The 13,612-nt window shown below is 66.7% G+C and carries 14 protein-coding genes; 6 read left to right on the top strand and 8 right to left on the bottom strand.

What is annotated here, in order from left to right:
* The first annotated feature begins 34 nt into the window (after positions 1–34).
* A complete protein-coding gene (locus tag AC1DCJ_RS05600; RefSeq protein ID WP_478070330.1) occupies positions 35–352 on the top strand; it encodes a hypothetical protein in 318 nt (105 codons plus the stop codon).
* A gap of 29 nt (positions 353–381) precedes the next feature.
* Here AC1DCJ_RS05600 and AC1DCJ_RS05595 read toward each other — a convergent pair whose 3' ends face one another.
* The gene (locus AC1DCJ_RS05595) at positions 382–1,251 is read right to left on the bottom strand and encodes an SDR family oxidoreductase (RefSeq protein ID WP_478070329.1); all 870 of its coding nucleotides are present in this window, start codon (positions 1,249–1,251) and stop codon (positions 382–384) included.
* A 232-nt stretch (positions 1,252–1,483) separates the two neighbouring features.
* Between AC1DCJ_RS05595 and AC1DCJ_RS05590 the strand changes: the two genes are divergently transcribed.
* The 4 genes from AC1DCJ_RS05590 (at position 1,484) to AC1DCJ_RS05575 (ending at position 4,905) form a co-directional block, all read left to right on the top strand.
* Positions 1,484–2,359, top strand: coding sequence for a LysR family transcriptional regulator (locus AC1DCJ_RS05590; protein ID WP_478070328.1), 876 nt, complete (start codon positions 1,484–1,486; stop codon positions 2,357–2,359).
* A gap of 85 nt (positions 2,360–2,444) precedes the next feature.
* Entirely contained in the window at positions 2,445–3,482 is a 1,038-nt protein-coding gene (locus tag AC1DCJ_RS05585; protein WP_478070327.1) for an AraC family transcriptional regulator, read from the top strand.
* 69 nt (positions 3,483–3,551) lie between these two features.
* The gene (locus AC1DCJ_RS05580; RefSeq protein WP_478070326.1) at positions 3,552–4,394 is read left to right on the top strand and encodes a type 1 glutamine amidotransferase domain-containing protein; all 843 of its coding nucleotides are present in this window, start codon (positions 3,552–3,554) and stop codon (positions 4,392–4,394) included.
* Between the two features lie 67 nt (positions 4,395–4,461).
* Positions 4,462–4,905: a nuclear transport factor 2 family protein gene (locus AC1DCJ_RS05575; protein ID WP_478070325.1), complete on the top strand. Its 444-nt coding sequence runs from the start codon at positions 4,462–4,464 to the stop codon at positions 4,903–4,905.
* Positions 4,906–5,161: 256 nt separating this feature from the next.
* On the opposite strand, the gene AC1DCJ_RS05570 is transcribed toward AC1DCJ_RS05575, so the two are convergent.
* From AC1DCJ_RS05570 to AC1DCJ_RS05560, 3 genes are all read right to left on the bottom strand, one after another.
* Positions 5,162–5,689, bottom strand: coding sequence for a YybH family protein (locus AC1DCJ_RS05570; RefSeq protein ID WP_478070324.1), 528 nt, complete (start codon positions 5,687–5,689; stop codon positions 5,162–5,164).
* A gap of 112 nt (positions 5,690–5,801) precedes the next feature.
* On the bottom strand, positions 5,802–6,740 hold the full coding sequence (locus AC1DCJ_RS05565; protein ID WP_478070323.1) for a lysostaphin resistance A-like protein: 939 nt from the start codon (positions 6,738–6,740) through the stop codon (positions 5,802–5,804).
* A gap of 147 nt (positions 6,741–6,887) precedes the next feature.
* The gene (locus tag AC1DCJ_RS05560; protein ID WP_478070322.1) at positions 6,888–8,141 is read right to left on the bottom strand and encodes a hypothetical protein; all 1,254 of its coding nucleotides are present in this window, start codon (positions 8,139–8,141) and stop codon (positions 6,888–6,890) included.
* A 76-nt stretch (positions 8,142–8,217) separates the two neighbouring features.
* On the opposite strand from AC1DCJ_RS05560, the gene AC1DCJ_RS05555 reads away from it, so the two are divergent.
* Positions 8,218–8,679 (top strand): hypothetical protein, encoded by a 462-nt coding sequence (locus tag AC1DCJ_RS05555; protein ID WP_478070321.1) that lies wholly within the window; start codon positions 8,218–8,220, stop codon positions 8,677–8,679.
* A 129-nt stretch (positions 8,680–8,808) separates the two neighbouring features.
* Here AC1DCJ_RS05555 and AC1DCJ_RS05550 read toward each other — a convergent pair whose 3' ends face one another.
* The 4 genes from AC1DCJ_RS05550 to AC1DCJ_RS05535 form a co-directional block, all read right to left on the bottom strand.
* Complete coding sequence (locus AC1DCJ_RS05550) at positions 8,809–9,102, bottom strand: immunity 53 family protein (RefSeq protein WP_478070320.1); 294 nt, start codon at positions 9,100–9,102, stop codon at positions 8,809–8,811.
* An 87-nt stretch (positions 9,103–9,189) separates the two neighbouring features.
* Complete coding sequence (locus tag AC1DCJ_RS05545; RefSeq protein ID WP_478070319.1) at positions 9,190–9,720, bottom strand: Cif family virulence factor; 531 nt, start codon at positions 9,718–9,720, stop codon at positions 9,190–9,192.
* A gap of 48 nt (positions 9,721–9,768) precedes the next feature.
* Positions 9,769–11,748 (bottom strand): PEP/pyruvate-binding domain-containing protein, encoded by a 1,980-nt coding sequence (locus AC1DCJ_RS05540; protein WP_478070318.1) that lies wholly within the window; start codon positions 11,746–11,748, stop codon positions 9,769–9,771.
* Between the two features lie 66 nt (positions 11,749–11,814).
* Entirely contained in the window at positions 11,815–13,509 is a 1,695-nt protein-coding gene (locus tag AC1DCJ_RS05535; RefSeq protein ID WP_478070317.1) for a serine hydrolase domain-containing protein, read from the bottom strand.
* Between the last annotated feature and the right edge of the window lie 103 nt (positions 13,510–13,612).

Genomic DNA, 13,612 nt, shown 5'->3' with positions numbered 1-13,612 from the left:
CAGGCTGACCAAGCAGGTCGGTGATACTGGCGGCATGAAGATCGCCCTCGCCTCCCTGCTGCCCACCACCGACCTGCACCTGGCGGCATTCCTGCACCGTCGGCTGGCGCTTTCGCTGGGCCACGCGCGTGGCCAACTGGCGCTGGGCGCCAGCGGCACGTTCTACACCTGCGAACTGTATGGCAACGACCATGTGCAGCGTGACAGTGAGATCCGCGACATCGTCCGCGTGTTCGCCGAACGCAACGCGCCGCTGCAGGTGTGGGAAATGGACGCAGGCCAATCGCCGGAGCCGCTTGAAGAAGCCCACCTGCTGAACGCGCTCGACGCGGCTGCGGGGAGTTACTGGTAACTCGCCGGCCTGCCCAACCTATGAGGCGGTCAACCCTTCGTCGTCAGCTCACCAACGAAGTCCTCATAGGTACGCATCGGATGCCCAAGGATGGCCTCCAGACGCGCAACCGTGCCTTCGGTTGCCTGCATCCCGAACGTCTGGATGCCCGCCATCATCAGGCGCATGTCATAGGCCATCCACGACGGACCGAATGCAGCCATCTGTGCCTCGAACGCTGCCACGTCATCGCCCGCATAGATCACCTCCCGACCCAACGCCGTGCTCCACACCTTGGCTACCGAAGCGCCCGTCACTGCCTGCGGCCCCACCAGATCGAGCGTAACGGTGTCCAGCGCAGACGGGGCGCGGTCGCGTCGCAGCAGTTCCGCCACGGCAATCTCCGCGATGTCGCGCGCATCGATCATGGCGACGCCGGCGGCACCGATCGGCATCGGGTAGACGCCATAGTCCTGGATCGTCTTCTGGACCATGAACTCGTTCTGCATGAAGTAGGCCGGACGCAGAATGGTGGCAGGAATGCCGAGGCTTTCGATCATGCGTTCAACCGTGTGCTTGCCGGTGAAGTGCGGCACATTGGTGAACTTGTCGGCATGGATGACCGACAGGTAGACGATGCGTTCGATGCCGGCTTCGCGGGCAAGGTTCAACGCGATCAGCGCCTGGGTCACTTCGTCCGGCGTGAGCGCGTTGAGCAGGAACAGCGTGCGTGCCGACGCCAATGCAGCGCGGATCGACGGCACGTCGGTCAGATCGCCGACGACTTCGGTGACACCGTTGGGGAACGCCACTTTCCCGCGGGTGCGGACCAGAGCGGTGACGTCGGCACCTGCGCTGGCGAGGCCGTGGGTGATGAGAGAGCCGAGGGTGCCTGTGGCGCCGGTGACAAGAATGCTCATGTGAATCTCCTTCAGGGAGTGGAACAGGAATCAGTGCGGGAAATCCGCGACGACGTTGTCAGCGCGCGAGGGGGTGCGATTGCGTTCGATGGCCAGACCGGAGCCGTGCTGTCCGATGCGTGATGTGCAAGGGCGTGACGCCGGGATGGATGCGATGGAGGGACGATAGGCCGTTGCACCTCCAGAACGAAGACGACAATATGTAGACCCACCGTTCCAGATGTGAGACACCATGGACCTGAATGATCTGGGTGACTTCCTGCTGGTGGCCGCGAGTGGAAGCCTCGGCAAGGCCAGCCGGGCAAGCGGCAAACCGAAAGCGACGTTGTCCCGGCGAATCTCGGATCTGGAAGAGCACCTCGGCGTAAGACTGGTCGAGCGCAGCGCGCGGGGTCTGATGCTCACTGAAGCCGGCCAGCTCCTTGCCAGCCGGATCGAGGCGCCCATGGGAGAGGTCGCCGAGGCGATGATCGCCACACGCGAAGGCATGGCGTTGCCGCGCGGGCACCTGCGCGTCGCCTCCCCCGTGCTGTTCTCTCAACTGGCCATGGGGCAGATAAGCGCTGCGTTCTGCGCGGCCTACCCGGAAGTGTTGATCGAGGTCGTGGCTGAGGACCGCATGGTCGATCTGGTCGACGAGCAGTTCGATGTGGTCATCCGGGTCAATCCGAGCCCCGACAGCACCCTGGTGGGACGCTGCTTCGCCATGGATCGGCTTGTCGTCGTCGCCGCTCCCGGTATTGCCCAACCAGACCCTGGTGCGGTGAGGCAGGTGCCGGCGATCGTCGCCTCGACCTTCCAATCCGGTCGTTGGGACCTGGACAATGGGCGCTTGGTTCTGGAGCCCATTCCCCGGCTCAGGCTGTCCTCTTTCCTCATGATCCGCGACGCAGCACTGGCAGGCGCGGGCGTCGCTCTCATGCCAGAGTCCATTGCCTGGCATCATCTTGCCCGCGGCGATCTGGTGCAGTGGGGCGTGGTGTCGGGCGCAGATCCCGCGCTATGGGTACTGCACACATCCAGGCGCCTGGCAGCGCCCAAGGTGCGCGCGTTCGTTGACTTCCTATGCGCCCGATATCCCGACATGTCGCTGGTTCTGAACGGATAAAAGGGCCCGGCCGACGGTGCCGCCACCACCGCACACGGGACTTCTGGCAGCTTGACGAAGGGCCGTTTTACCCAATACTCCGGCCATGCTCAGCCAACACTTCCTGTTCTTCTTCGCCATGCTGGGTGCCTTCAACGGCATCGTCGCGGCATCGGTGCTGTGGTGGCGGGCCAACGGTGCGCCGTCGCAGCGCTGGCTGGCGCTGCTGATCCTGATGGTGGGCGTGCGAACCGGGAAATCGGTGGCCTTCCATTTCTGGCCGGACATCCCCTTGGTGGTGCTGCAGCTCGGCCTGACGGCGTGCTTCTTCATCGGGCCCTGCCTGTTCTTCCTGATCCGCTCCAGCCAGGGCGATGCCTCCGGCCCCGCCCGCACAGACCGCTGGCACCTGGGCGCGCTGCTGGTGATGGCCATCGCACTGAACGTGGTGGTGCCCTATTCCACCCATGTGGACCTGTGGCGCCACGGCATCACCCCGGCCATCAACTACGCATGGCTGGGCTACCTGCTGCTGGCCAGCGGGCACCTGTACGTCTATCGCACCCGCCTGCGCGGCACGCCGGCGGCGCCGATGCTGCTCGGCGCGCTGGCGGGGATCTGGGTCATCTGGATCGCGTATTACACCGCCGGCTACACGTCCTACATCGTGGGCGCGTTGTCGTTCACCTTCGTCCTTGCGGCCAGCATCGTGGCCTGGCTGCGCCTGCGCGCGGGCCAGGCGCCGATCGAGCCCTACCAGGACCGCCGCATTCCCGACCCCGAGGCCGCCGCGCAACTGCAGGCCCTGGCCACGTTGATGGCCACCGAACGCCTGCACCTGGACCCTGCGCTGACCCTGCCCCGGCTGGCCCGGCGGCTGGGCATGCCGCAGGCGCGCCTGTCCCAGCTGCTCAACGACAACAACCAGACCTCCTTCAAGCAGTACCTGGCGCAGCTCCGCGTGGTTGAGGCAAAAGCCCTGCTTCAGCAGCTACCACCCAAGCCGTTGGAGCGGGTGGCCGAGGAGGCCGGCTTCCAGTCCATGTCCACCTTCCACAGCGCCTTCAAGAAGTGGGAGGGGATCACCCCGGCGGCGTTCCGCGCCACCGGCAGCGACTCCCAGAATCGATTTCAGCACTCCTGAAACGTTCCGCAACATATTGATCTGAAAGACATCCGATAGGGTGCAGGCTCCTTCCCACGAGCCAGCGCCATGCACACGTTCCGCACCTTCGCCGCCTGCCTGCTGCTCCTGCTGAGCGTCTGGCTGGGCGGCGCCTGCAGCACCGACGCCGCACCTGCTGCGGCTGCCTCGGCTGCCCCCGCGCGGCCCGCAGCGGGCAGCCCGGACCGCATCCTGTTCATCATCGCCAGCAGCACGGTGCATGGCACCTCCACGCTGCCGGCCAGCATCAGCTTCGGCGAAGTGGTGCATGCCTGGGACGTGTTCAATGCCGCCGGCTACGCAGTGGACATGGTGTCCCCCGACGGCGGCGCCGTGCCGATCCTCGATGACTACGTCAGCCCGGACGTGGCCGCCCGGCTGCACGACGCGCGGATCATGGACCCGCTGCGCACCACCTTCACCCCGGCCCAGGTGGACGCGGCCCGCTACCGCGCCGTGTATTACGTGGGCGGCAGCAATGCGATGTACGGCGTCCCCGAGCACCCGGCCCTGCAACGCATCGCCCTGCAGGTTTACGAGGGCAACGGCGGCGTGGTCTCAGCGGTGTGCCACGGCACGGCCGGCATCGTGAACCTGCGGCTGGCCAGCGGCGGTTACCTGATCGCGGGCAAGCGTGTCAGCGGGTTTCCCGAAGAGCACGAACAGCAGGGCGCGGCCTACTTCAAGCAGTTCCCGTTCCTGATCGGCACGACCGTCCGTGCGCGCGGCGGCGTGTTCCATGCCGTGGACGGCGAGGCGCCGCACATCCAGGTCGATGGCCGGCTGGTGACCGGGCAGAACTACGCCTCCGCCGCGCCCGTGGCCCGCGCCGTGGTGGCCGCGCTCGGCCCGCCTGCGCACCGGTTGCCGCAACGCGCCGCACCGAACTGATTCACCGCAGTACCCAACGCCGGGCGCCGCCTGGCGCTGTTCGCCTACCCACACCACAGGAACACCCATGACAACTTCGATCCGACCCCTGGCTTTTGCAGGCGCGCTGCTCCTGCTGCTTCCCACCGCCGCCGCCGCACAAAGCAGCGACCGTGCGGCCGTAGACCAGGTCATGCAGACCTTCATGCGCGCCTACCGCAGCGCCGACAACACACTGGCCAAGCAGGTCTTCCGCAGCGATGGCGTCATGATCGGCTACTCGGAAGCCCGCGGACCGGCACTGGCCTCCCGCACCGGGGAACAGTTCGCCGAGGGGTTCGATGGCAAGCCGGCCGCCAACGAGGCCCAGCGCAAACGCAGCTACCAGATCGTGGATGTGGCCCGGAACCTGGCCGCCGTGCGGGTGAACCTGGACTACCCCGGATGGGATGGCGTGGACTACGTGGTGCTGCTCAAGACCGACGGGCAGTGGAAGATCATGAGCAAATCGTGGACCGGCGTACCGAAGTAAAGGCGACAGTGCACCGTTGATCGTGCGTTGCGGGTGTAGTGCCGGCTGCGCACGTGCGCAGCGCGTAGCGCGTAGCGCTCACGCTGCGGCCATGCCCCTATTTTGCGGTGCATGGCCGTGCTCTCGGGCTGGCGGGGTGGGAATACGCGTTGCGCTTGGGTGCTTCAAAGAAGGGTGTGTCTACCCAAGATGGGTGTCGCTGCACCATCCTATCCACGGCGTGATGTTGGCCGCATCAAGCCCCCTCACCACGCGCTCAGGATCGTGCGGCAGGCGCTGCCGCGGGATGGGGCGCGTCGATCGGCTTGCGCGCCTGCGGCGCGGCGTTCGTGTTGTCCATGTCCGAGAAGATCATCCACCGTCCATCCGCCGCACGTTGCAGGGCAAGGGTGAATTTTCCCGCATCGCGTCGGCTGCCGCCGAAGCCGTATCCGCCGATGGCGTAGCCGACGGTACCGGACACTGCGTGGGCGAATGCGCGCAGGCGCAGTGACCCGCCCGGGCCCTGGCCCGCGTAGGCCGCCTCGATGGCGGCGCGGCCGCGTACGGGCGGTTGGTTGCTTTGCAGTATCACGCCGTCGTCGGCAAACAGCGCGGCAAGTCCTGCTGCGTCACCGGCATTCCATGCGCGCTCGTAGTCGCGCAGCACACGATCGAGTTCGGCCGGCAACGGCACATCGGGAAGCGGTGTCTGCGTTTGGGCGGCGGGAGCGCCTTGCGCGGCCGCCGGGCTTGCCGTGAGCGCCAGCCAAGGGAAGATCAAAGCGAGTACCAATGCGCGCATGGATCCGGCTCCTGTGGTCAAGGATGGCGACGGCTGCCGCTGCTCCAAGAATACGCCGATGGCCATGCCGGTGCGGGAAGCGCACAGGTTGACCGGTGGGACGCAGCCACGCTCAATCCATCGCACTGGCAGCGTAGACGTAGAATACGAACCCATTGAGCAGCATGTGCCCCACGATGCACAGCAGCAGCGAGCCGGTACGGACCCTGACGGCGTAGAGCGCAAGCGACCCCATGCCCAGGGCCGTCACGCGCACCGGATCGATCTTCCAGAACTCTGTTCCCACATGGGCGCCGACGAAGATGACGGTTCCCAGGCATGCGGCCACCACCACAGTGCTGCGCTTGACCAACACATCGAAGAGGACGCCCCGATACAGCAACTCTTCAACCAGCGGCGCTGTCACCACGATCGTCATGAACATGGCCACCATGTACTCGTGGCGCATCGGCGGTATCTGAGGGGCAGGTGCGCTTCCCAGCATCCAGGTGCACGCGCCGGCCGCCGCCATCGTCACTACGCCCGGGACCACAGCCGCGAGCAGACTTCTGCCTTTGTTACCCGCGATCCATCCCAGCTCACGGCGCAGGCGTGAGGCGTCCCGCCAGCTCCAGATCAGGCCCAGGCAGGCAACGAGAAAGGCCGCGCAAACGAGGTTTATCCAACTTCCGCCCGCCGGTTGCATGACGATGCGCGCGTAGGTTCCACCCACCTCAAGCCCGTTGGCGCGCAGATAGTCGGTGGCATAGCTCACCTTATCGGCTACGTACCGGCAGCGTATCCACCATTTGCCATCTGCCATGTCGTCGGTGGCATCGTTACAGGTGATGCCCTTGGCTTCGTTGAACCCGTACACCGCAGAACCGTCCCGACTGCCTGGACCGCCGGGCTCCCGGATATCGAACGTTATGTCCATGTCGGCGTGGCCCAGTACATAGGCGGGCAACACCAGAATGGCCGACACCGTAAGCACGGCGGCGACGCTGATGGCCACGGCCATATAGAGCGACAACAGCTTTCGAGCGATACGCCTGACGTCGGGTGCGTTCATTGACGGATCCTTGTCGTGCTTCTCGTGCGTTGCTACTGGCAACCAGCGGATGCATCGCAATACATCGCGATGGGACAAGCGCCCCGCAGGGTGTCGCGGGGTTCGTCAGTGCCACGTAGCCGCATACGTGATGACCGCGCCCTGCTCCTACCGCATCCCGCACGTCACCCCCAGGCAACGTCCGTTCTCGATGAAACGCACATCCGAATGCCCGGGATTGCCGGTAGGTGCCGGTACGCCGGGCGCGACGAAGAACGTGGCCGAGTGGGCGCCATACAGGCCGGCGGGAAGGGCGAACGCCTTGAGCACCGTGTAGCTGCGGTACGGCACGCTTTGTTGACGCGCTGCGCTGGCCCCCTCGATGCGCGGCACGTCCGGCGCGCCGGTGTTCTGCTGGCGGGCGGCCTCCCATGCGCGCAGGTCGGCCGCTGTTGCGGGGCGCAGGATGCCAGTGCGTAGCGCCGCGTCGATGCCGGCCTGGCCTGCTGGCGCTACGCCCTTCAACTGAAAGTCCTGCACCGGGGCCGCTGCGGCATCGGTCACCAATGGCGCGCCCGGCGGTAGCCTGCCGACCACCGCGCGGCCATCACGCGCCTCATAGGCCACATCCACAGCGCGCCCGAACACTTCGCGCGCCAGGGGATTGAGCTTCACTGAGCCTTCGCCGCCCACGTAGGCATAGCCGCAGGGACCGCGATTGTCGTAGGTGCTCACCAGCAGCGGCACCGCGGCGGGCAGGCCGGTCAGCTGCTGGCGGTGATAGCCGGTCAGCAGCACCGCGGCGATACGCGTGCCACGCGTCCAGCCCACACTCCAGACCGTGGGTTCGTAAGCGCCCAGCAGCAGCACCACCGGGGCGTCAGGTGCGTGCACCGCCACCTGGATGGTCGTGGCCTGGTGGCCGCTCTGGTCGATCTGGAGGTCGGTCTCCTTGCCTGCATAGGCACCCGCCGCATAGACCTTGGCGTTGGCCGGCATCACGAACCCATCGATGCGGCAGGTGGTCGGCGGGGTGTCCGCTTTGGCCGGCGCTTCGAACTGCGCGGCGGGCGTCGGCGTCGGCGTCGGCGTCGGCGTCGGCGCCGGGGCGGGTTCGGCCCGCGTCGCCCCCTCAACGGAAGGATCGGGCGCGCGTCTCCCTGCCGTTGCCTGCACATTGGGCTCGGCCATGGGCGGTTCGGTGCACCCGGCCAGCAGCGTCAGTCCTGCGAGGGCGATGCACAGCCTGCCCGGTCCCCTGCCCCTGTGCTTCATGTCGTGATCCTTCACCGTTGGAATCGCGATTCTACGGCCTGGAGCCGTCACCGGGAGGCCGCACCCCGATGCGGCTGCGCGCACCTGCCGAAGGGTGGCCCGGTGCAGGCACAGATCGTAGACTTGCCCCTGCCAGGGAGTGGCCATCGTGGTCCGTCGCCGTTGACACCCTGAGGCGCAACCGGAGTAACAGGGAATGATCGTTGGTCAATGGATGACGCAGGTGCGCAGTGCCCGCGTGAAGTACATCGCACCACTGCTTGTTGGCCTCCTCGCCGCGCCGGCGGCTCACGCGCTGGATGCGGCGCAATGGCGTGCCGTGGCACCGGCGATCCAGGCCGCACTGGAATGCAGGACGCAACCCGACGCGGACAGCGCCGCCTGGAAGGCCCTTGACCGCAGCGCGTCCGGCGAGTTCAAGCCGATCACCCCACCGGTTCCGTTTGCCGTGTTCGGCTTACCGGTGCGCGAGGTATCCATCTATATCGATCCGGACGGTGACCTGGGCGAAAGCTACACCGCCGCGTTCAACGCCAGCGCCGCTGCTGTGCGCAAGGCGGCAAGGCTCGCCGCCAACGCTGGACGCACGACGAAGATGGGTGAGCTCATGCTGGGCGAAGGCAGTTCATCGCTGACCTGCACGGTGATGGGCAGCTACGATGAAAGCGACTACCAGGAACCCTGACCGTTCGTTGCTTCATGCATGCATTCCTGCGCGTTGAAGAGGGATTGAGCTCCCCGCAACGCACAGGCGTGCACTAAGCCGTACGTGGACGTTTGGTCATCGGCCCCAAAGGCCGGCGTGCCAACACGCTCAGTAACCTGCCCAGCAAAGGAACTGCTCCAACATGTCGGGAAGGCACGCAACGCCGCCGGCGGCTTCGAACCTGCACGAGTCGACCTTGCAATACAGCCATTGCGCATCCGTCTCTGAGTCACCTCGGCGGATGGGGGCATAGGGCTTGTCCTGAAGCACCGTATCGATCAGGTCCACGGACACCGTCCAGCCCGGGTTGTCCAGCGTGTCGATCCTGATGCCAAAGGAATGTTCCCAGTCCCCATCGCACTGATCGGCGTACCACTTCTGAAGGCGGTCAAGCGCGTGCATCGACGTCCCCTTTGTGACCCGGACCACGGGCCGGATGGCTGCATAGTGAGAGATCACGCACGGGCTGAACTGTGCCGGCGCGAGCCATCAGTCGCCCGCATTGCTCAACCTGTCATGGATCGAATACACCACCGAGAAGATCTTCCAGCCGCGCTCGGTTCGCACCAGCTGCCACATCTCCCTGCCCCAGTTGGTCGTCGCGCCGTTGGCAAGGAAACGGTAATCGAACGACACCGACGCAACATCGCCGTCCGTGTCGATCTTCACGTTGGAGAATTCCTCGGCGCGCGGCTCGGTGGTCGCCACCACCTCGTCGATCAGGGCGACAAAGGTGTTCGAGGGAAGCTGGCGCGCCTTGATCGCGTCGGGCTTGGTTTTGCGGATCGTCGCCAGGCGAACATCCTCCGACACGAACTGCCAGCCGATGTCGGCGGGCTTGTCCGAGAAGAACAGGTCCATGTAGGCCGCCTTGTCCTTGTGGATCAGCGCTGACTGGAACGCGTCCATCACGTGTTCGATCGCCTGCACATCGTCGGCCACGGTGCGTTCGGCGCGTGCCGGGGCACAGACAACCAGCGCGACGAAGAAGGCGATCAGCGGGATGCTTCGTATGGCCATGCAACGCTCCTGATAGGTGGGTTCAACCGGCGCACGCCAGCGCATCCGCTACCGCGCACTGCCATCCACGTACGGCCGCGACTGCAGGATCAGTACCTCATCCCCCACCACGGCCCACTCGATGTCCTGGTCCACGCCACCCAGTGCCTGCTTGGTGCTGGCGCCCACCCGGGCCAACCGCGCGATGAGCGCATCGGTGAGCACCTGGCGTGAGCCGGTGATGGGCACTTCGCGCACACCGCCGGCCGCGTTGGCCACCAGCTGGGTATCTTCAGCCGACCGGCTCAGCACCTGCACCGCCTTGGACCAGGTGGAGTACATCACCTGCTCGGCCTGGCGCTTGCCTTCCACCACGCGGATACCCAGGCCGCGTTTGGCCGAGATGTAGGTGATGTGGCGGCGGGCGGCGTCGAAGGGATCGCGCGTGATCATCACGCCGGAGCTGTCCGAAGGCGCGGCACGCTGCACCAGTACCGCCATGGCCACCGCGTCCTGGCGCAGGCCGGCGGCCGTACGGGCCTCGTACGCCTCGAAGTTGAAGACCGACGCCCAGACCGTCTGCACGGCCTTGGCCACGTCGTCGGTGCGGGTGACATTGGGCACGGTGGTGTACAAACCCGCGCCGCTGAAGCCCGGCAGGTCCTCGGAGTTGGACGAGCTGCGCACGAACACCGCGCCGCCCTGCAACTGGCTGCGCCACTGGCTGTCCAGGCTGCGCACGAAGGCCGGATCGGGCGCGGCGTTGGCGATCTCCGCACGCAGTCCCGCCAGCGCGTCACGGCGGACGGCCGCGTCGGTACTGAAACCGGGGAGACGTTGCAGTTCCTGCAGGCGCTGGGGAATGCGCAGCCGCTGCATCATCGCCTGGTAGTGGGCGAACGGGATGCAGAAGCCGTCGGGCACGCGCGCGGCGGGTGGCAGCGCGGTTTTCAGCGTGCCCAGGTTGGCCGCCTTCACCCCGCAATGGCCGCTGTCACGCGCGCGCAGCGCGGCCAGCGGCTTGAGGGCGACCACGCTCAGGTCCGGACGTGGCAGGTTGCGCACCGTGGGGCGCGCCGCCGTGGCCGACGGCGTGCGTGCCGGGCGCGTCAGGCGGGTGACCTGGTAGTTGTTGTGGGTGACCTCCAGCGCGACCCACTGGCCGTCGTACGGGCGCAGGGCCGCCTGGGCATCGCGCAGGTAGAGGTTGGGAATGCCCCAGCCCTTGGCCAGCAGGTTCACGTGCGACAGCAGGGTGGAGGGACGCTGGGTGACCAGGCCGGCCACCGGTGCCAGCGCGATGGGCACCTCGTCCAGCACCGGGATGTCGCCCGGCGACAGCGTGCGCAGCTGTGCCTCCGAGCGCACGATGCGCAGCCGCCCCTCGGCGCGGCCGGTGTTCAACGGCAGGAAGCGCTGCTCACGCAGCAGTGCCTCCTGGCTGACGTAGGCCAGCCCCATGCTGGTGGCCAGCTGCTCGTGCTGGGTGGAGTTGGTCTTGAAGCGGATCGGCTCGCGGAAGGATGCGCGCACCACCGCGTCGGTCTGCCGCAGCAGGGGCGCGGTGAGTTTGTCGCCCTCCCAGAACTCGTAGGTGTAGCCGGGCAGATCGCGCTGCCAGCTGAGCGTGCCGAACAGGAAGCGCCGCTCGGGGTCCCTGTACTGGGCGTTGAGCATGGCCTTGTCCAGGCTGCGCACCAGCCGCTGGCGGCGCACGAACTGCTCGTGCAGCGCAATGCGTGGGGTGTTGATGTAGTAGATTCGCGCAGCGTTCTGCCGGTCGATCACGAAGATCAGGTGCGGCATCTCCAGCGCGGTGCCGGCGTTGTAGACACGGGCCAACTGCATGAACTGCGCGCGGTTGTCGACGCGCGAAAGATAGTCCGGCCCTTCGGTGGGCGTTGCAGCGGCCTCGTTACCTGGCCGGTACTCGTAGGGTGATGGCTTGCGTGCGGTCTGCGCCAGCGCAGCTGAGGTGCAGAACAGCAGCAGCGCAAGCAGGGCCAGCACGCGCGGTGGCCAGGCAAGGTGCGTACGGGATCGGTCCATGATGCCGGTGCAGGAGTTGAAGTGGGTGGATCATAAGCCAGTCCGGCAGCGTTGGAGGATCGGGCGTCAGCGCGCGTGGTCGGCGCCTATGCGTGTCGCCGCTACCGCCGGCACCTCCACCGTGGTGATCTGTTCGGCCCGCAGGCGCCGTAACCGGCGGGCTGTGAGGGTCAACCCGTCCACCGCACCCAGCGACGTTCGCGTGAATGTCACCGTCCATGGGCCACTGACGAAGCGGTCACCGCCCACGGCTTCCAGCACCAGGTCACTCTGGCGCGGCCAGCGCACGGTCAGCTTGCCGTCCACGATCAGCACCGTATAGGTCATGCCGACCTCGTCGATACGGTACTGCCCGGCCATCGATGCCAGCGCCTCGGCATTGGGCATCGGCGCATTGACGCGCGAGAAGACGCGCGGCGTGGGCCAGGAATCCCAGATCCGCAGCTCGCGTGCTGCTGGCAGCGCCTTGGTGGAGGTGTCGAACTGCCATCGCGCCACCTCGCCCGCGCGGAACAGCCCACCACCGAGCGCTTCCAACGGGGACGACGCGCCGACCGGACGCAGCCCACCGTCCTTCACCTCTACCCGTACGACCTCGTCGGTCACGGCACTCCAATACACGCCCGCCAGCGGCAGCAACGCCGCTTCCGGTACCTTCACCGGGGATGCAACGGGCGTCATCTGGGCCCCGAGATACACCGCCGCAATCTTCTGGTTGAGCTCCGCAGGTGCAAGCGTGGTGCCGTTGCACAGCGTCACGATCGCCAGCCGCTGGTCGGGGAAGGCCAGCGCGTCGGCCCGGTACCCGGCATGCACGCCATCGTGGCCAATGGTGCGCAGACCACGGTAGGTGCTCACGAACACGCCGCCGCCGTAGCCAGTTGGGGCGCCGCTATCCAGCGCAGCCGACTGCTGCAGGGAGGCCACCAACGCTGCCCCACCCACGCGCCCGTCAACGAAGTTGGTCTGCCACTTCAGCAGGTCGCCCACGGTGCTGAACAGCCCGGTCGGGCCGTAGTAGTCCGAGGCCGGAATACTGATCTTCCAGCCGCCCTTGCCATCGGCCTGGTACGCCGCGGCACGCCCGCGCACGATCTCGGTGTGGTCGTCCTGGAAGTGGGTGTCGGCCATGCCCAGCGGCTTGAAGATGCGCTCATCGGCAAAGGCCCACAGCGGCTTGCCGGAGACGCGCTGCACGATCACCGCCAGCAGCGTATAGCCCAGGTTGTTGTAGAGCGTTTCGCTGCCCGGCGCGAAGTTCACGCCACGTTGCCGGCTGCCAATGGCCAGCATGTCGTCCTGGGTCATGAGGTCGTCGCTGCGCCACCCGGCCAGGTACAGCAGCTGCCCCTGCTCGCGAAGGCCACTGGTGTGGTGCATCAACTGCGCGATGGTGATCTTGCGGCCAATGTTCGACATCTCCGGCAGGTAGGTGCGGATGTCATCGTCCAGCGACAGCTTGCCGTCCTGTGCCAGCAGCGCGATCGAGAAGGCGGTGAACTGCTTGGAGACCGAGCCGACGAGGAAGATCGATTCCGGGGAGAGGGGGATGTCGTACTCGAGCGTGGACATGCCGTAGCCGCGCGCGTAGTCCAGCACACCGTCGCGGGAGATCCCCACCGCGCAGCCGGGCGTGGCGGTGCCGTTCCACGGAGCGAACAGCGCGTCCACCTGCGCGTGGCGATCCGCCGGTGGGATGCCGGCGGGCTTCGCCTGACCAAGGGTGGGCTGCACGGCCCATGCGGCGGCGAGGATCGCCATCAACAAGACGGATCGACTGACACGCACGGCAGGCCCCTGGATGGATGCCCACGGCAGTGTTGGGCAGCGCAACCTAGCATGGCCATCGAAGGCTGCGATATAG

The sequence above is a fragment of the Stenotrophomonas sp. 10N36 genome, from assembly GCF_056395005.1.
Note: the sequence above shows the minus strand (reverse complement) of the source record. Positions and strands in the feature narration are given on the sequence as shown.

Excerpts from the sequence above, each read along its gene's own strand:
- AC1DCJ_RS05585 (WP_478070327.1), top strand. The coding sequence starts at position 2,445 with ATGCTCAGCCAACACTTCCTGTTCTTCTTCGCCATGCTGGGTGCCTTC.
- AC1DCJ_RS05560 (WP_478070322.1), bottom strand. The coding sequence starts at position 8,141 with ATGGCCACTCCCTGGCAGGGGCAAGTCTACGATCTGTGCCTGCACCGG.
- AC1DCJ_RS05535 (WP_478070317.1), bottom strand. The coding sequence starts at position 13,509 with ATGGCGATCCTCGCCGCCGCATGGGCCGTGCAGCCCACCCTTGGTCAG.
- AC1DCJ_RS05595 (WP_478070329.1), bottom strand. The coding sequence starts at position 1,251 with ATGAGCATTCTTGTCACCGGCGCCACAGGCACCCTCGGCTCTCTCATC.
- AC1DCJ_RS05570 (WP_478070324.1), bottom strand. The coding sequence starts at position 5,689 with ATGCGCGCATTGGTACTCGCTTTGATCTTCCCTTGGCTGGCGCTCACG.
- AC1DCJ_RS05580 (WP_478070326.1), top strand. The coding sequence starts at position 3,552 with ATGCACACGTTCCGCACCTTCGCCGCCTGCCTGCTGCTCCTGCTGAGC.
- AC1DCJ_RS05600 (WP_478070330.1), top strand. The coding sequence starts at position 35 with ATGAAGATCGCCCTCGCCTCCCTGCTGCCCACCACCGACCTGCACCTG.
- AC1DCJ_RS05550 (WP_478070320.1), bottom strand. The coding sequence starts at position 9,102 with ATGCACGCGCTTGACCGCCTTCAGAAGTGGTACGCCGATCAGTGCGAT.
- AC1DCJ_RS05565 (WP_478070323.1), bottom strand. The coding sequence starts at position 6,740 with ATGAACGCACCCGACGTCAGGCGTATCGCTCGAAAGCTGTTGTCGCTC.
- AC1DCJ_RS05540 (WP_478070318.1), bottom strand. The coding sequence starts at position 11,748 with ATGGACCGATCCCGTACGCACCTTGCCTGGCCACCGCGCGTGCTGGCC.
- AC1DCJ_RS05575 (WP_478070325.1), top strand. The coding sequence starts at position 4,462 with ATGACAACTTCGATCCGACCCCTGGCTTTTGCAGGCGCGCTGCTCCTG.
- AC1DCJ_RS05545 (WP_478070319.1), bottom strand. The coding sequence starts at position 9,720 with ATGGCCATACGAAGCATCCCGCTGATCGCCTTCTTCGTCGCGCTGGTT.
- AC1DCJ_RS05590 (WP_478070328.1), top strand. The coding sequence starts at position 1,484 with ATGGACCTGAATGATCTGGGTGACTTCCTGCTGGTGGCCGCGAGTGGA.